General features: G+C 59.6%; 16 protein-coding genes. 4 read left to right on the plus strand and 12 right to left on the minus strand.

The features are described from left to right. Window positions 1-36: 36 nt before the first annotated feature. The 6 genes from ACR2TX_RS01065 to ACR2TX_RS01090 all read right to left on the minus strand — a co-directional run bounded on the left by ACR2TX_RS01065 (window position 37) and on the right by ACR2TX_RS01090 (window position 5,716). Window positions 37-1,266, minus strand: coding sequence for a type II secretion system F family protein (locus tag ACR2TX_RS01065; protein WP_086133323.1), 1,230 nt, complete (start codon window positions 1,264-1,266; stop codon window positions 37-39). Beyond that, entirely contained in the window at window positions 1,251-2,978 is a 1,728-nt protein-coding gene (locus tag ACR2TX_RS01070; protein ID WP_086133322.1) for a GspE/PulE family protein, read from the minus strand. Before ACR2TX_RS01070 ends, ACR2TX_RS01065 begins: the two co-directional genes overlap by 16 nt. 204 nt (window positions 2,979-3,182) lie before the next feature. Next, on the minus strand, window positions 3,183-3,599 hold the full coding sequence (locus ACR2TX_RS01075; RefSeq protein WP_086133321.1) for a hypothetical protein: 417 nt from the start codon (window positions 3,597-3,599) through the stop codon (window positions 3,183-3,185). A 93-nt stretch (window positions 3,600-3,692) separates the two neighbouring features. Then, window positions 3,693-4,127, minus strand: a complete 435-nt coding sequence (locus ACR2TX_RS01080) for a hypothetical protein (RefSeq protein ID WP_434129713.1) — start codon at window positions 4,125-4,127, stop codon at window positions 3,693-3,695. 5 nt (window positions 4,128-4,132) lie between these two features. Next, entirely contained in the window at window positions 4,133-5,188 is a 1,056-nt protein-coding gene (locus ACR2TX_RS01085) for an RHS repeat-associated core domain-containing protein (RefSeq protein WP_086133320.1), read from the minus strand. 102 nt (window positions 5,189-5,290) lie between these two features. After that, the gene (locus tag ACR2TX_RS01090; protein ID WP_139840999.1) at window positions 5,291-5,716 is read right to left on the minus strand and encodes a hypothetical protein; all 426 of its coding nucleotides are present in this window, start codon (window positions 5,714-5,716) and stop codon (window positions 5,291-5,293) included. 204 nt (window positions 5,717-5,920) lie between these two features. Here ACR2TX_RS01090 and ACR2TX_RS01095 point away from each other — a divergent pair, with 204 nt between their 5' ends. Beyond that, entirely contained in the window at window positions 5,921-6,442 is a 522-nt protein-coding gene (locus ACR2TX_RS01095) for a helix-turn-helix domain-containing protein (RefSeq protein ID WP_434111134.1), read from the plus strand. Window positions 6,443-6,633: 191 nt separating this feature from the next. Here the strand turns inward: ACR2TX_RS01095 and ACR2TX_RS01100 are convergent, their stop codons facing one another. After that, on the minus strand, window positions 6,634-7,887 hold the full coding sequence (locus ACR2TX_RS01100; RefSeq protein WP_086135655.1) for an IS256 family transposase: 1,254 nt from the start codon (window positions 7,885-7,887) through the stop codon (window positions 6,634-6,636). Here ACR2TX_RS01100 and ACR2TX_RS01105 point away from each other — a divergent pair. Both ACR2TX_RS01105 and ACR2TX_RS01110 read left to right on the plus strand, forming a co-directional pair. Further along, window positions 7,868-8,374, plus strand: a complete 507-nt coding sequence (locus ACR2TX_RS01105; RefSeq protein WP_434129716.1) for a transposase — start codon at window positions 7,868-7,870, stop codon at window positions 8,372-8,374. The two genes, ACR2TX_RS01100 and ACR2TX_RS01105, sit on opposite strands and share 20 nt — an antisense overlap. 512 nt (window positions 8,375-8,886) lie before the next feature. Then, window positions 8,887-10,161, plus strand: a complete 1,275-nt coding sequence (locus ACR2TX_RS01110) for an IS256 family transposase (protein ID WP_434129718.1) — start codon at window positions 8,887-8,889, stop codon at window positions 10,159-10,161. Here ACR2TX_RS01110 and ACR2TX_RS01115 read toward each other — a convergent pair. The 4 genes from ACR2TX_RS01115 to ACR2TX_RS01130 all read right to left on the minus strand — a co-directional run bounded on the left by ACR2TX_RS01115 (window position 10,116) and on the right by ACR2TX_RS01130 (window position 16,275). After that, window positions 10,116-10,832, minus strand: a complete 717-nt coding sequence (locus ACR2TX_RS01115; protein ID WP_434129719.1) for an RHS repeat-associated core domain-containing protein — start codon at window positions 10,830-10,832, stop codon at window positions 10,116-10,118. The genes ACR2TX_RS01110 and ACR2TX_RS01115 overlap by 46 nt on opposite strands. 478 nt (window positions 10,833-11,310) lie before the next feature. Then, entirely contained in the window at window positions 11,311-11,838 is a 528-nt protein-coding gene (locus tag ACR2TX_RS01120; protein ID WP_086135661.1) for a hypothetical protein, read from the minus strand. After that, window positions 11,835-15,458: an RHS repeat domain-containing protein gene (locus ACR2TX_RS01125; protein ID WP_434129721.1), complete on the minus strand. Its 3,624-nt coding sequence runs from the start codon at window positions 15,456-15,458 to the stop codon at window positions 11,835-11,837. The genes ACR2TX_RS01120 and ACR2TX_RS01125 overlap by 4 nt, the downstream gene beginning before the upstream one ends. A 28-nt stretch (window positions 15,459-15,486) precedes the next feature. Next, window positions 15,487-16,275, minus strand: a complete 789-nt coding sequence (locus tag ACR2TX_RS01130; protein WP_434129723.1) for a toprim domain-containing protein — start codon at window positions 16,273-16,275, stop codon at window positions 15,487-15,489. 54 nt (window positions 16,276-16,329) lie between these two features. Between ACR2TX_RS01130 and tnpA the strand changes: the two genes are divergently transcribed. After that, window positions 16,330-16,761 carry an IS200/IS605 family transposase gene (tnpA, locus tag ACR2TX_RS01135; RefSeq protein ID WP_434129663.1) on the plus strand — a complete coding sequence of 144 codons (432 nt, stop codon included), beginning with the start codon at window positions 16,330-16,332 and terminating at the stop codon, window positions 16,759-16,761. A 78-nt stretch (window positions 16,762-16,839) separates the two neighbouring features. On the opposite strand, the gene ACR2TX_RS01140 is transcribed toward tnpA, so the two are convergent. Further along, window positions 16,840-17,208 carry a CHC2 zinc finger domain-containing protein gene (locus ACR2TX_RS01140; protein ID WP_086135649.1) on the minus strand — a complete coding sequence of 123 codons (369 nt, stop codon included), beginning with the start codon at window positions 17,206-17,208 and terminating at the stop codon, window positions 16,840-16,842.

Below are 17,208 nucleotides of genomic sequence, written 5' to 3' on the forward strand. Positions count from 1 at the left end.
ACTACGTTGTGTTGTTCGATTATTCACCATTTTTCCTTATCGTACCGCCATTTGGTTAATGCTCATGATCCCCAACATCACGCCTGCAATAACGAATCCGACGATCAACCCCAGGACGGCGATTGCAATCGGGTTCAGGAGAGCGATAAGCCGATCGATTCGGAAGGTCGAATCCGTTTCGAGCAAATGCGCGGCTCGCATGCTGGCGTGTCCAAGCGTGCCGGTATGTTCACCGACTTCGATAATGGATACGGTCGCTTCCGGGATAAGATCGATTCGGCGAAGCGCCGCGGACACAGAGGCCCCTTCCCGCAGTTCCCGCGATGCCTTGCCCATCGCCTCGCGTAGACGTTTCGATGAGGCGGCTTGAGCGGCGAGTTGGACGGATTCCGACACCTCGACGCCATTATCGATCAACGCCCCCATCACACCCAAGGTCTTGGCCACGTCGATTTGAGCAATCAACCGGACTACAGGCAGTCGCAAAGCCATTTTCGCCATGGCCTCCCCGATGGTGGGGTTTTTTCGAACGATCCACCACAGCAAGAACATGCCTGTGATCGGGAGCACGACAATGCCAGCGCCCTGTCGCGTGACCAGGTGGGACAACGTCAATACTACACGGGTCATCTTGGGAAGCCGATGTTCCTCACCCGCGAATATCGGCTCGAATTCCGGAATGACATAACCCAGCACGAAAAGCAGCGCGGCGAAGACCGTGACAAGAACCACCACGGGGTAGATCAGCGCGTTCACCAAGCCGCGCTGAGCTGCCAGTTGCCGTTGCAGATAGCGGGCGGCGTCGGTCAGTCCATCGCCCATGCGCCCTCCTTGTTCGGAGGCGCGCACGATGCCGATCAAATACCGCGGCAAATTCCGCTCGGCTTCCAGGGCATGGGACAGCGTGGCGCCCTCGCACACCCTTCTAAGAAGCCTCTGGACCAAATCGGTCATAACCTCGCGATCCTGCTGCCGGCCTAAGACCTTGAGGGCCTGCTCAACGGTCAAGCCGGCTTTGAGCATCTCCGCGAGCTGTTCCGCGAACAGCGCAAGATCGGCTAACGGCACGCTCCGGCTTAACTTGATCGGGCGGTTGAGCACATCGCGCCAGGTGTTGGCGTCGCGGGTAATCGAAAGGGGCGTCAGCCCGGACCGAAAGAGCTCAAGCGCCGCCGTTTCCTCGGACACGGCTTCGATTTGGAGGTCCCGCAGCTCGCCGTCGCCGGTGACTGCTTTCACGGTGAACTTGCTCAGTGCTCGCGCCATTCCATGACCCGAAGCACTTCATCGATGGCGGTTTCCCCCGCAACCACCTTGGCAAGCCCGTGTTGCCAGAGATTGCGTCCGCCACGCCGCACCGAGGCATCGACGAGCATCCGCTCATCCTGTTTCATTCGAATGATTTCCCGCTCTTCTTCCTCGATTTCGATAGCCTCGAACAAAGGAGTGCGTCCCCAATAACCGCGACCGTTGCAATGCTCGCAGCCTTTAGGACCATAAATCGCTTCCGGAACGCCATGCTTTCCAAGCCCATGCCCGATCATCTCGGCTTCTGACTTCGTAACTGACCGCCGTATCTTGCAGTGCGGACATAACCGCCTGACCAGGCGCTGGGCTGCGGCAAGCTCGAGCGTGGATGCTAGAAGGTAGGCTTCCACCCCCAAGTCCAACAAGCGGGTGACCGCTCCGGCGGCCGTATTCGTGTGCAGCGTCGACAAGACCAGGTGGCCGGTCAACGCGGCGCGAATCGCGATGTCAGCGGTCTCGCGATCCCGTATTTCGCCGATCATGATGATGTCGGGATCGTTGCGCAGAATGGAGCGCAACGAGGTGGCGTAAGTTAGTCCGATTTCCGGTTTGACTTGAAGTTGAGAGACACCGGTCAATACGTATTCGATAGGGTCCTCGACGGTGACGATCTTGAGCTCGGGGTTGAGAATCGCGTTCAACGAGGCGTACAGCGTCGTCGTTTTGCCGCTACCCGTAGGTCCTGTAATGAGGACGATCCCGTGCGGTTTCTTTAAGGCCTTCCGCAGCCCGTTCAGGCCGTGGTCGGATAGCCCGAGTTGGTCGAGCTCGAGCTTGACCGATACTTGTCCAAGCAACCGAAGCACGATCGACTCCCCATGCAGTGTAGGGAACGTCGCCACCCGCAGATCGAGGCTTCGCCCGCGCGCGGAAAACCGGATTCTTCCGTCTTGAGGTACCCGCCTTTCGGCGATGTCGAGTCTAGCCATCAGTTTGATGCGGGAGGCTACCGGTTCTGCCCAGCGGGCCGACAGGACATCGGCTTCCTGCAGCAATCCGTCGATCCGGTAGCGGATGATCAATGCGTTTGCGGCTGGCTCGACGTGCACATCCGAGGCGCCGAGATCGCTCGCCGACATGATGAGCCGATGTACCAAGCGAATCACCGGTGCGTCAGAGGCGTGATCACTGAGCTTGGCCACATCATCGTCGTTGACCTCGGCCGTCCCGATCGAAGCCAGGGAAATTGCCTCCTCCGCTTCCGCCTGGGCGGCGTCGAGCTTGTAGAAGTAATCCTCCAACTCGGATTCGAGCGCTGCATAACGTTTAACGGGTTTTCCCAAAAGGAACTCCACGCCGGCCGCTGTTACATCATCGGTCGGATCCGCCATGGCGAGATGCACTTCGTCCTGATCGATTACCAGTGGGAGAGCCCGTTTGGTTCGAAAAAAATGGAGATTGACGCCGTCGATCTCGGGCAGGCGGGCAGGGAAACGGGCACGTTTAGCGACCTCGATGGCCAGCATTTCCGCAAAAATCTCGGCCATCTGGTCTTCCGTTACCAATCCGAGCCGAGTGGCGACGGCTGAAAAAGGGGTTTCCGACGACCGTGCCGCCGCCTGAACCCGCTCTACGGATTCAGCACTCATCAGCCGTCTTCGCAGCAAGATCTCCACCAGCCTGTCGGTAGAATCGGTGGAAGATGCCGAAACAGCGGTAGTGACTGCCATGTTGAATTAAGCTTCCAATTGCCTTGCAGCTCGAAGCCAACCCGATTGGCCGGCTCGTTTTTTGACGTTTTAACTGGCCACCGCGATACTAACGATGATGCTCACCCATATTTAAATGACCAAATGGCACTAAGGTATCGCTAGGTATTTAGGGTCTATCTCAGTAGGCCGTTCACCCTGAGCCAGTCGAAGGTTTCTTGGGACCTACTGGGATAGGCTCTTAGTACTTAGATAATACCACTGAATTCTCGATCGTTTTTGTACTGAAACATAGCAATTTAAGCCCGTGGCGACGTTTGACTCGTTGATCCCGGGGGCGTGGACGTAGCGGCGGAGGAGATTCCCGGTACTGTCGTACTCGGCCAAAAGGTCCGCCCCGTCGTAGAGGAGATGGGTGGTCACCCCTCCGATCGTGGTCTGCCGAAGCCGTCCCTCGCCGTCATAGGCCAAGGTGGCCGAGAGGCCGGTCTTGCTGGCGCTGGTCAGACGGTGGTCGAGGTCGTACGCATAGCTCCACACCCCGTCCCCGGTGAGGTTGCCGTCTTGATCAGCTGCGTGACGTACCGGGGGAGGGTTGTACTTGCCGTTGGGCAGTGCTGTAAGGGCGGCATAGCGTAGCATATCCCGCCGTATGGATGCCGAAATCCATCTGTCGCATTACGCTACGCTGATGCGCCCGCGAGCTGACTACACTTGCGACAATGACATTAACATTTACCAATATCGTCGAGCTCTTTCTTGTTGCTGCCGCAGCCGTAGTTTGTCGATCATTAGCTTGTCAGCTCTTCCTTCTGAAGTGATATTAGAACCCTCAAGAAAACATCGCTTTACCGTGATTTGTACTTCCACGGGGTCAGGCACTTGAGGGTTCGTCCGCCACACATATGTTGCCGAATTCTTATCATGTCTCAACAAATATGGCCCGACCCATACATCGGTTCTCATGTCAAACTCGGCAAGATAACCACGAAATTCTGAAACAGCCGCATCGTACGAACAGCTCTCAAAATATACTGTGCATCGCACAATTGTCCCGAAACTTATTCCAATAACGAGAGCGATAAGCCCTAAAAAGCTCCAAACAACAGCCTTGGCTATGCCTTCACTCATAGCATTTTTCACCAATGAGTACTTAGCATAGCCCGGCATTCAACCTACTTCTTAGCCCCTCCCAATGCGTCCGATTGGCCAATGCGAGCCGAGCCGGTCAGGTTTATTCGGAAATCATTGCCATAGCCGTGCACAAGATCGGCACCAAGGGTCAAGATATTGCGGATATCGGTTTTAAGCGCGGGTGCACTGGTCGGCCACTCCCAGGGCTTTATATCAAAATCGTAGTCATCATAACTGCGTCCACCCTTGGTACCAGTGACGATATTTCTAGGTTGCAGCTTTAGCCCAATGGTCCCATAGACCAAACCGTCATCCAATGAACTCAGATGATCTACAGGGCTATCCAATTTAATACTTGCGGTCTTACCGACTCCGGCAAAATCACCACTGCTGATCCGTGACAGATCTATGCTATCCACCCTAGCCGACAAGGGCTCGCTATGGCCGACTTTGCGCCAAACATAGGCCTCCCAAAAACTAACTTTTCCATCATCGTCTGGCAGAGTTCCCGGCTGAAATGGACAGGCAAAAAGGAAACATAACCCCGACGGATCGGTCCGATTGACCGGATCATTCCCGACATAGGCATAGAGGTTCAAGTCATCCTGGTAGCCGATCGGATCGGTCTGCAGGAACCGGCCCAAGGCCGGGGAGTACATGCGGGCCTTGTAATGATACAGGTTCAATTGGCCGAGGAGCTGCTGGCCGGTGTAGCGGAACCTAACGCCCGTGGTGACATTCGGCTCGCCCCAGGGGCCGTAGCTGTAGACCGCCGTGGACGTGCCGGAGGTATCGGCGGTGGCGACGAGGCTCCCCAGGTGATCGCCATACAGCCAGGTCTTGGTGGCGGTGCCGGTCCCTTCGTACCAGACCAGCGGCTCGTCGACGCCGGGGCCGTGGACGTAGCGGCGGAGGAGATTGCCCGAGCCGTCGTACTCGGCCAAGAGGTCCTGGCCGTCGTAGAGGAGGTTCGAGGTCACCCCGGCGATCGCGGTCTGCCGAAGCCGCCCCTCGCCGTCATAGGCGAGCGCCGCCGCGAGGCCGGTCTTGCTGGCGGTCTTCAGACGGTTGTCGAGGTCGTACGCATAACTCCACACCCCGTCCCCGGTGAGGTTGCCGTTGGCGTCATAGCCGAGGGTGGCCCCGGCCGCCTGGGTGTACTGGTTGAGGCCGTTGGCGCCTGTACACGTATGGCTTGTTTATTTTGGAAGCTTTAATCCTCTGTTTTCTAAAACTTCCTTATCTTCTGGATGAATATAATACTCTGTGGGAGAGGTATAAGTTCTGCCCGCGTAATCAACAACTCGTCCGTTAAGTTTACTCGCCAATTCAATCATCCAACTCAATGTCGCTTCGTCAGGATTTTTGGTCATACATTTACCACTGTTTAAATAGAGCTTGCCTTTGACTTTGCGTGTGGGATCAACGATTAGAGTATCCTTTTCCTGCTTAGAACCAGTTTTACTCGGCCGTAATTCCACATCATCGCGAGTCTTAGCCAGTTCCATAAATTGTTCCCTCGTTGGCGGCAAGAGCCGGTAACTTTTTTTACGACCGAGCCACCACGGGCCATAACGGGTTTCTCGACCGACGATAATCCAATAAAGCCCTTTTTTTACCGCCATGTATATATCAAACAAAGGTAGTCATTTAAGCGATTTTATGGCGCCTGCACCGCTATAAAGCCGACTGAAGCGACCAAGTCCATTGACATCGGTAACACCAACGCCACGTTCATAAATGATAGGGATGCCAGAACCTGCGCCATATTTACTCTCATGTCTAAGTACATCCCATAAAGTTCTGCGGAAAGGGCGTACACTGGTGGCATGAAAGCCATCCTGATCCCCCCGTTGGGCAAAGCGCAACAGAGTGAGTTAGACACCCTGTATCGAAAGACCAAGGACCCACGGCTCCGAACTCGTGCCCAGATGGTCTTGCTCTCGGCCGAGCGGGGTCTCAAAGCGCTGGAGATCGCGGGGATCGTGCGGGAGAGCGAGGACACCGTGGTGCGGTGGCTGAAACGGTATCAGAGCGAAGGCGTGGACGGGCTGAAAGATGCGCCGCGAGCGGGACGGCAAGCCAAAGTGACGGCGGCGTATCGGGCCGCCCTGGTGGCGGCGGTACGGCGCCGTCCGCGCAGTTTGGACCTGCCGTTTTCCATATGGACCCTGCAACGGCTGGTGGATTACCTGGCCGAGCAAACCGGGATTCGCATCGCTCTGGAAACCCTGCGCCAAACCTTGAAGCGCGAAGGGATTGTGCTCAGTCGTCCGCAGCATAAGATCAGCAGCCCTGATCCAGACTATGCGGTGAAAAAAAAGCGGTCGAAGACACCCGCGATCACTTGAAACCGGGCGATGTGTTTTACTACGCCGACGAGTTTAACCTCAGTTGGCTGCCTACCTTGACGGCGTTGTGGAGCCCGGTAGGCCAGCAAATTATGATTCCGACCCCAGGTCAGCCTAAGAAGCGCTATGGGTTGGGAGCGGTGAATTACCATACCGGGAGTAATGGTCAAATGTTGTGTACGGGGGTGGGCTCAGGCGGCGACTTTCTCGACGTCTTCCTGAACTCCATCCTTGAACACGACTCCCTCGATGACTTGGGCTAAACGGGGGATTCCATTCAGTTTCCGCCAGTGCCGCTCGGCGCTTTTCACCAGCATGAACACCATCGCGAGGATACTTCCCCGTGACACGCAGCCTCGCGTTTTGGCGGTTCTGAACCGGACCGTGGCAAAGGTGGATTCGATCGGATTGGTGGTCCTTAGGTGAATCCAGTGCTCCGCCGGAAAAGCGTAGAACGCTAACAGCGCCTCCCGATCCTTTTCCAAGCACGCCACCGCCTTGGGATACTTGGACCGATACCCCGTCAGGAAACGATCAAACGCTTTCTCCGCCTCCTGCCGGGTCGCGGCCATCCAGATTTCGTGCAGCGCGGCTTTGGCTTTGGGTTGCTGACTCTTGGGCAGCTTATTCAGCACATTGGCCGTCTTGTGGACCCAACAGCGCTGGCCACGGGTGGTCCCGTACACTTGTGGTAAGGCTTTCCAAAAGCCGAGGGCGCCATCCCCGGTGGCCAGGTGCGGATTGACCGTGAGGCCCCGGGCCTTGAGATCCAACAGCACCTCGCGCCAGGACGCCTCGCTCTCCCGATAGCCATCGGCCAACGCCAGCAACTCCTTTCGGCCGTCCGCCGTAGCCCCAATCACCACCAGAATGCATTGGGCCGCATCCTCCAGCCTCACCCCGAAATGGATGCCATCCACCCAAAGATACACATAGCGCCGGTTCGACAAATCCCGCCGCGACCAGCGTTGATGTTCGTCCTTCCACGTCTCTTTCAAACGGCTGATGGTGCTCGCCGATAGCCCCGGCGCATCCCGGCCCAGCAACGCCGTCAACGCTTCCTGAAAATCCCCGGTCGAGATCCCTTTCAGGTACAACCAGGGCAACAGGTCCTCAAGGCTCTTGGTCCGCCGAAGGTAGGGCGGCAGAATCGCCGAGGTAAACCGGATCGTCTTCGCCCGGTCCCGCACCCGCGGCACCGTGACCTCGACGGCGCCGACGCCGGTTTGGATGGACCGCGTCGGCAGATGACCGTTCCGCACCACCCGCTGGCGGCCGTCCGCCGTCTTCTCGTCCTTGAACCGTTCCAGAAAGGCGGCCACCTCCGCTTCGATCGCCGCCGCCAGCATCCGCTGGGCGCCTTCCCGCAGCAGTTCCGTCAGGGCATCGGCAACCGGGGCGGGTGTCCCTGGATTCTTCAGCGGAATGACTTTATCTTCATGCATGGCGTATTCGCTCCTCTCAACAGGAATTGATGACCTCGAAGACCATCAAGAATACGCCGCCTACCTCAGCCCCTCATCCACAACTTTCGAGCATAACTCCCATACCGGTGAAACCGTGGTCTTATTCAAACGACACAAGCGCCGTCGGGAGGTGGCCGAACTGCTGCAAGCCATAGTGGACCAGCATCCCACGGGGACGATTTACGTCGCGTGGGACAATGCCGACACGCATCAAGACGACGAGATCGAAGCGGTCGTGCGCGGAGCCGCCGGGCGACTGGTCCTGCTGTACTTGCCGACCTATAGCCCTTGGCTCAACCCGATCGAGATGCTGTGGCGCCATTTCCGCCGCGAAGTGACCCATTGCGAACTCTTCGAGACGGTAGCCGCCTTGCTCCAAGCCGCCCGCGAGTTCTTCGACCGTCACAACCGCTCTCCACAGCAGGTGCTCTCGATTATCGGTTCCTATGCCGCAAAAGTTTCATGAATGTACTTAGCCCATTGACCTTTAGTCGTTAGGTCTGCCCAAAGCCCGGAACCATCCCACGATAGATCCGGCCCACCCGTGGCCCTATTTGCCCCAGTAAACGCATTTGTAGCAGCCGAACTTAATACATTGTTATCGTTCAATATAGTTCCCACCGTATCGTGATAACGCGATCCTTGCACCGCTGCATTCGAAGTCGTTGGAGCTCGTCTTGTGACTTGATTGGCGACATCGACAACCTGAGACACATCGTATCCAATTTGCGCCGATGTTCGAATTGAATTTCCAGCCCTCAAAGATTGCAGACCAGCGCTGACACCTGCCGGTAAGAATGGAACGGCGGCTGCGGCGCCATCGTAGATAAGGCCTGCCGCATCCAAAGCCGCCCACCCCCAATTGCCTTGGGAGTTATAACTGAATCTGGTGTACGGGCGGATTGAAGGAAGGCGGCGTACCCTGCTGAAATGAGATTGACAAGATCACCATTCAGCACAAAAAAGAAGAGGTACGCCGTGAGTGAAGATAGCGCAAGTTGGTTGGGTGCTCCAGGGTCGATCAGCGATTCGCTGACCGAGTTGCTGCGACAGGGTGCACGGGGTTTGATTGAAAAGGCCGTGGAGACGGAGTTGCAACTCCTGCTGGATCAGTACGATAACATGACCGACCTGGCGGGGCGCAAGTTGGTCGTCCGCAATGGTTACCTGCCGGAGCGGGCGGTGTTAACGGCCCTGGGGCCGGTTCCGGTCCGGGTACCGAAGGTCCGCGATCGTTCCGGCAGCGGCGTCAAGTTCAATTCGGCGTTGGTGCCGCCCTATGTCCGTAAAGCCAAACGGGTGGAAGCGGCATTGCCGTGGTTGTATTTGCGGGGCATTTCGACCGGGGACATGCAGGAAGCCTTATCAGTGCTGGTGGGCGAGGATGCCAAAGGACTTTCGCCAGCGGTGGTGAGCCGGCTCAAGGCGCAGTGGTCGGAAGCCTATAACGCCTGGAATCAGCGTGATCTCTCGGAGGAGCATTACGTTTACGTATGGGCGGATGGCATTTATTCGACTCTTCGTGGAGAGGATGACCGCCTGTGCCTGCTGATCCTGATCGGCGTCAATGAGCAGGGTGAGAAGCGGCTGTTGGCGCTGTCGGATGGCTACCGCGAATCCAAGGTCTCCTGGCTCAGCGTATTACAGGATTTGCAGTCGCGCGGCTTGAAGACGCCGCCGAGTTTGGCCGTAGGCGACGGTGCGTTGGGTTTCTGGGCGGCGATGGATGAGGCTTGGCCGCAAACCCACTGCCAACGCTGTTGGGTACACAAGACGGCCAATGTACTCAATGAGATGCCTAAATCCATTCAGGGCAAAGCTAAGGCAGGCTTGCATGACATCTGGATGGCGGAAACCCAGGCTCAGGCGGAAAAGGCTTTCGACCGCTTCGTGCGAGATTTCGGCGCGAAGTATCCCAAGGCGGTGGAAATCCTGGTGAAAGACCGAGCGGCCCTACTGACCTTTTACGACTTTCCAGCCGAGCACTGGATTCATATTCGGACCACCAACCCTATTGAATCGAGCTTTGCCACGATCCGCCATCGCACGACCCGGACCAAGAACTGCGTGTCCCGGAATACCTTGCTGGGCTTGGTGTTCCAATTGGCACTGACGGCGCAGAAGAGATGGCGCAAGCTGCGTGGCTTCAATCGCCTACCCGATGTGGTCAAAGGGATCCAGTTTCAGGATGGAATAGCAGTTCCCGATCAACCGGATGAAACCGAGGAAGAACAGCAGAAAGTCGCCGCCTGATTCAGGCTGGCCGTACACCAGATTTGATTATTGCTCTTGCCTTGGTTCACATTGGCCGCAAGTGAGGCGGCTCCCAAAGCGATATTGGCGACATCCCAAGCCGTTTCGACAAATAACCCGCTCGGATCTTTCCCATTGACCGGATCATTCCCGACATAGGCATAGAGGTTCAAGTCATCCTGGTAGCCGATCGGATCGGTCTGCAGGAACCGCCCGATCGCCGGCGAATACATCCTCGCCTTGTAGTGGTACAGGTTCAATTGCCCCAGCAGCTGCTGGCCGGTGTAGCGGAACCTAACGCCCGTGGTGACATTCGGCTCGCCCCAGGGGCCGTAGCTGTAGACCGCGGTCGAGGTGCCGCTGCCATCGGCGGTGGCGACGATCGAGCCCAAGTGATCGCCGTACAGCCAGGTCTTCTGGGTGGTGCCCGTGCCTTCGTACCAGACCAGCGGCTCGTCGATCCCGGGGCCGTGGACGTAGCGGCGGAGGAGATTGCCCGAGCCGTCGTACTCGGCCAAGAGGTCCTGGCCGTCGTAGAGGAGGTTCGAGGTCACCCCGGCGATCGCGGTCTGCCGAAGCCGCCCCTCGCCGTCATAGGCGAGCGCCGCCGCGAGGCCGGTCTTGCTGGCGGTCTTGAGACGGTTGTCGAGGTCGTACGCATAGCTCCACACCCCGTCCCCGGTGAGGTTGCCGTTGGCGTCATAGCCGAGGGTGGCCCCGGCCGCCTGGGTGTACTGGTTGAGGCCGTTGGCGGTGTAGCTCTTGGTGCCGTTGGCCGCCCCGCCCCATTGATAGGCGTCGTTGCTCCAGCTTAAGGCCGTGATGGCCTGGACCTGATCGCGGGTGTACGTGTAGGTGAGGTCCTGGGCGGTGCCGGCGAGGTCGTGGCTCAGGATCGAGAGGGCCGATTGGGGGGTGTAGCCGTAGCTCGTGGTGCCGTTGCCTAAGGTGACCGTGGTGCGCCGGGAGAGACCATCGTCGGCGTCGTCAGCCTTCGGCGGAAGACGAGAGGACGCCCTATGGGCCAGCGCATTGCCGATGGGCCGTCTTCGAGGTTCCGCCGCTTGGTGCGCCCGAGCCTCGAAAGGCGGGTGACGGCTACCGCCTCACCCGCCCTACCGCGCAGCCTACTGCCCCGCTGACGACACCCTAGGTTTTGATCAGACAAATAAATTCTGACTTAGTGACGTTCGGCCCACAGACACCCCTTGCGAAACATTCGTCCATCTGAGGCAGTAGCGCAACTACCTCGTTAACCAGCTTTTTACACCTGGTTTCGGTAACAAACGGATCGAACTGACTGAAGCCGAACTCCTTAGCCGACGCACGTTCGGATTGCCTCTTGGTCAGGGAATGCGGCAGCCATGATTCACGGCGAGCCAGTTCCTCATCGGTCCACCTGCGAAAGCTTATGTGGAACCTAGGCCGACGCTTTACATCAAGACCGACTATAACGACATCGTAGTAGCCCGGCCCCCGTCTTTGCATCGGAATCATATCGGCTCGCTCGATATATTTTCCTCCTGAATCTGTATACAAGTAGTCAACCCAAACAAACCCCCGTCGCTCGAGCTCCGGGACCAGAATCTCGACGACGGCTGCCACCAGGAGCTTGGTTTTCTCAGGCAGAAGATTGAACCAGCGCTTGAATGCCTTTTTATGTCTCTCACCGCTCATTTTGCGCCAGCAACAGCCCCTCCTCCTATTCCCGCTCCGAAACCACCGATATCGCCGTAAGAGGTTCTGACCACCCGAAACAGATCAGGGCCAGCCTGATTCAACAGTGCGCGCTGCGCCCCGGTTAAACCCGAGCTGCCAAACTTCGCCTCCACAAACCCGATGGCGCCGTTCGCCATTCGAACGGTAAAGTCCGGAATGGCCCTGCCTGCGCGGCCGGTATAAGTTCCGACCTCTCTTGCAGCCCTTTGAGAAGCAATGACGGTTTCTCCATTTAGGAAAATGTTCGCACGTGCGACGGCTTCTCCAATCGCGCCCTTGGCACCGTTGGAGAGTTGCGACACCGCGGCAGGTAAAACTCGCCCCCCGATCGCGCCGCCAACCGCTCCAACTGCAGTTTCCGTAGCCAGTCCTGCCGCGCTGAAATTCCCATCAATAGCGGACCGCGTCAGATTCGCCGCGGCTCCGGCGGCAGCCCCGGCACAAGAAAAGCATCCAGTCCCTGCCAATGCCCCGCCCGCTGCGCCGCCAACTGCCGCCGCTAGATATTCACTCGGTGAGCTGAATCGACCGTTGTACAGATCTAAACCCCCTTGGACAAGTAATCCAACCCCGGCTCCGAGTCCCGCGCCGATTATGCAGGTAGGACAATTCCCCGATGGATCGGTGAGGTTGATGGGATCATTCCCCACATAGGCATAGAGATTCATATCCGCGCCATACCCGATCGGATCGGTCTGCAGGAACCGCCCGATCGCCGGCGAATACATCCTCGCCTTGTAGTGGTACAGGTTCAATTGCCCCAGCAGCTGCTGGCCGGTGTAGCGGAACCTAACGCCCGTGGTGACATTCGGCTCGCCCCAGGGGCCGTAGCTGTAGACCGCCGTGGACGTGCCGGAGGTATCGGCGGTGGCGACGAGGCTCCCCAGGTGATCGCCATACAGCCAGGTCTTGGTGGCGGTGCCGGTCCCTTCGTACCAGACCAGCGGCTCGTCGATCCCGGGGCCGTGGACGTAGCGGCGGAGGAGATTGCCCGAGCCGTCGTACTCGGCCAAGAGGTCCTGGCCGTCGTAGAGGAGGTTCGAGGTCACCCCGGCGATCGCGGTCTGCCGAAGCCGCCCCTCGCCGTCATAGGCGAGCGCCGCCGCGAGGCCGGTCTTGTTGGCGGTCTTCAGACGGTTGTCGAGGTCGTACGCATAGCTCCACACCCCGTCCCCGGTGAGGTTGCCGTTGGCGTCATAGCCGAGGGTGGCCCCGGCCGCCTGGGTGTACTGGTTGAGGCCGTTGGCGGTGTAGCTCTTGGTGCCGTTGGCCGCCCCGCCCCATTGATAGGCGTCGTTGCTCCAGCTGAGCCCGGTGATGGCCTGGACCTGGTTGCGGGTGTACGTGTAGGTGAGGTCCTGGGCGGTGCCGGCGAGGTTGTGGCCGAGGCTCGAGAGGGCCGATTGGGCGCTGTAGCCGTAGCTGGTGGTGGTGCCGTTGCCGAGGGTCACCGTGGTGCGCCTTGAGAGGTCGTCGTAGGCGTAGCTCGCCAGGCTCGTGGTCCCCAGCTCCTTGATCGCCGTCGGCCGGTTGAGGGCGTCGTAGCTCGTGGTGACGTAGAACGGCGTCGCCTCGGGCCAGGTGATCCTCGTCCGGTTGGAGGCCGCATCGTACTGGTAGCTCACCGTCTTGCCGCCCGCCGTGGTCGAGGTGAGCCGGCCGGCGTTGTCGAAGGCGTAAGTGATGGCGTAACCGGTCAGGTTGGCTTGCGTCCGCCGGCCCAACAGATCGTAGACGTAGCTGACGTTATCGGCCGTCGTCGGATAGGCGCGGCTCAAGAGCCGGTTGAGGTCGTCGTAGGCCAGGGTCACGCTTTGGCCGTTCCGCTTCCTGAGGCTCACGAGGTTGCTATTGGCGTCGTAGCCGTACTGTTCGTAATCCGTGGTCGAGGAGACCCCGGCCGTGGTCTTGCTCGGGAACAGGGTCTTGAGCCGGCGGTCGTGGCCGTCGTACTGGTAGGTGGTGAGGTTGTTCTTGGCGTCCTTGACCGTCGCCACCCGCCCGTTGGGGGTGTAGGTGTAGGCGGCGGTGGTCTGGGCGAGTCCCGTGCCGACCGCGCGCTTGATCTGCTGCACGGTGTCATCGAGGTTGTAGACGGTCTCGCTGACCCGGTTGCCGCCCTGCGCCGCCGTCAGGTTCTCGGTGGCGCGGATGAGCCGGTCGAGGTCGTCGTAGGCGTAGTCGGCTACCGAGACCGGCGCGGCGGCCGTCGGGCAGGTGGTGGCCGCCGCCGTCTGCCCCGGTCCCCAGGCCTTCAGGAGCTGGTTGGTGGGGGTATAGGTGCGGCAGGAGACCAGCCATTGGGCGCCGATCTGGGCGGCGGTCCTAATGAGATTGCCGTTGGCGTCGTAGCCTTGCTGGGTCACCTTGCCGAGGGCGTTGGTCACCTGGGTCGGCCGCCGTTCGGCGTCGTAGGCAGTGGTCACGGTGTCGGTGACGTCGGTGCGGGGACCGTTGACCTGGGTCAGGTTGCCGACCGCATCATAGGTGTAGGTGGTGGCGAGGTTGAGCTTGCCCGTGCCCGCATCCACCGTGACGGTCTGCGGCACGTACTGGTTGCTCGCGTTGTAGGTGGTGGTGGTCACCACCGACTGGGTGGCGCTGATCTTCTCGGTGACCGCGGTCGGGAGGTAGAAGGTGGCAAAGCCGGTCGGGGTGAACCCGGTGTAGGCGGTGGTGGTCACCGGCTGAACGCCGCCGCTGTCCGCCGGCCGGGTGACGGTGGCGGGCAGCCCCTGTGCGGTGTAGGTGTAGGTGGTGACCTTGCCGCGCGGGTCGGTCACGCTCGCGACCCGGTTGAAGGCGCTTTCGTAGGTGGTGCTGGTGACCAAATTGGCGAGGCCCGAGCCGGCCTTGGCCACCTGCGTCACCGTTTTGACGTTGTGGGTGCAGCGCTTGTCGGTGCCGGCGCAGGGGGCGTCGTCGTAGGCGTAGGTCAGATAGTTGCCTTCCGGCAGGACGGTCTTGATGAGCCGTTCCTGGCCGTCATAGGTATGCGTGGTGACCCGGCCTTCGGGGTCGATGGCCTTGAGCTCCTTGCCGAAGGCGTCGAAATAGGACACCCGGCTCAATCCCAGGGGGCCGGTCTCCTCGGACCGGGAGCCCGCGAAGTAGTAGGTGTAGAGCTTGCCGTTGGCGTTGGTCTGGGTCTGCACCCGGCCCAAGGCGTCGTAGACGTTGGTGGCGAACGCGGTGGTCGGGTTGGCCGGGTAGAACAGCTGGGTGATCCGCCCCGGCAGGTCGTACTGGAAGGTGGTGGCCTTGGCCGTGGCGTCGGTGAAGGTCGTCAGATTGCCGTTGGCGTCATAAGCGTAGCCGAGGCTGCGCGTGCCGTCGCTCACCTGGGTGACGCGACCCCCGCTGTAGGTCAGGGTCAGGGTCCGGCCCAGGCTGTTCTGTACCTGGGTCAGGTCGTTGCCGGTGTAGGTGAACTTGACCTGGACCCCGCTGGCCTCTTGGAAGGTGGCGATCCGGCCGGCCGCGTTGAAGGTGAGCTGGTCCCGGTGCAGGGTTTCGTAACTGTAGGTGGCGTCGGCGTTCTTGATCAGCCGCGCCGCGTTACCGGGGGGTGCGTCCATCCGGCGCATTACGCGACGCTAATGCGCCCTACGCGCGCTGCTGCGCGTACTCGTTGGCGTCCATTCCCTTGGGGAACAGGATGCGGAAGGCGTCGATGCCGTTTTCATTGAGCAGCGCCGCCAGTTTGTCCGCCGCCGCGTTGCCCGCTTCGTCACGGTCGTAGGCGATCAGCGCTCGCTTGATGCCATGCCGTTTGAACGCCGCCAAGTGATCGTCGGTGAAGCCGCCCGTGCCGTAGCTGGCGGTGACGTTGCGATAGCCCGCCACCCAGAAGGTCATGGCGTCGATCAGCGCTTCGCACAGGATGATTTCCTCCGAAGCCTTCAGCGCCGGCACATTCCACACGCCTTGATGCGGCCCCGGCAGGTACAGGTGATAGGCGGTGCCGGGGCGCAGGTTGTTCAAGATCTTGCGGCCGTAGACTTCGGTGATGAGGCCGTTTTCATCCATCACCGGCACCACCAGCGAGCCGTTGAAGTGCTCGTGGCCCGACTCGCGCAGGAGGCCGATCGCTTGGAGCTTGCCGCGCAGCTCGCTACCGGCCTTGCGGTTCTTCTCCGGCAGGCGGTAGCCCAGGGTGCGGTTGGCATAGCCCAGCTTGAAGGTATCGATGAGTTCGGCGCTCTTGAGGCCGCGCGATTCCAGATAGGCCAGCGCCTCCGGCGATTGCTTTAGCGTCTGGTGGTAGTAGTCGATGACCTGGCGCAGCGCGGTTTGGTGATCGGCATTCGCGGCTAAGGGCGGAGCTAACCAAATCGGGAGTTCCCCCGGCTCTGCCGGGGAGGCAGTAGCCGTTTGACATTTGCGGGGGTCCATCGGGGAGACTCCGCGTTGTGAGCCGCCAAAGCACACGACTTAGAGAGGAACCCGATGGACGAGTATGAAAGCCTAAGCCACTCGAAGTGGGAGTGTAAATATCACGTGGTGTTTATCCCAAAGTGTCGCCGTCGAACGCTGTACCAACAGCTCCGAAAGTATTTGGGAGAGGTATTCCGAACACTGGCTGCGCAGAGGGAGAGCCGAATCGAAGAGGGGCACTTGATGCCCGATCACGTGCATATGTTGATCGCAATTCCGCCGAAGTATGCCGTGTTGCAGGTGATTGGATTCATCAAGGGGAAGAGCGCGATCCATCTAGCCCGGGTATACGGTGAGCGGAAGAGGAATTTCGTGGGGCAGCACTTTTGGGCGCGAGGTTATTTCGTATCAACAGTGGGGCGAGACGAGGCGTTGATTCGAGAGTACATCCGCAACCAGGAGCTGGAGGATAGGCGCATGGATCAACTGAGCCTATGGCGCTGACTTGCCACCACGCTGGTGGCCCAAAAAGGTCGGGGCCGCGTTAGCGACTCCGTTTAGCCGCTTTGAGCGGCTCACGAACTAAAGCCCCCGGCTCTGCCGGGGGATACTTAACTTGGTGGTGGTGTTTTTCTTCACCGGCTGCGCGCTGCCTTCCGCGACCAGCCCGGCATCGTTCTGCAACAGCTCGCAGGCAAAGCGGAAGCTGACGCCCCGCGTCCTCATCACCCAGTCGATCACGGAGCCCGCCGCGTCACAGCCGAAGCAGTGGAACAGATTGGTCTTGGGGCTGATGACCAAGCTCGGCGTGTCGTCGCCCTCGTGGAACGGGCAACGGATCGCCCAGTCCTTGCCCTGGCGCTTGGGCTGATGGCCCTGGCTCTCCACTAGGCGCAGCAGGGAAATTTCCGTCTTGATCCGGTTGATCGTCTCGTCGGTAAATCGCGCCAT

The organism is Methylocaldum sp. GT1BB, from assembly GCF_051027545.1.
Lineage (GTDB): Bacteria > Pseudomonadota > Gammaproteobacteria > Methylococcales > Methylococcaceae > Methylocaldum.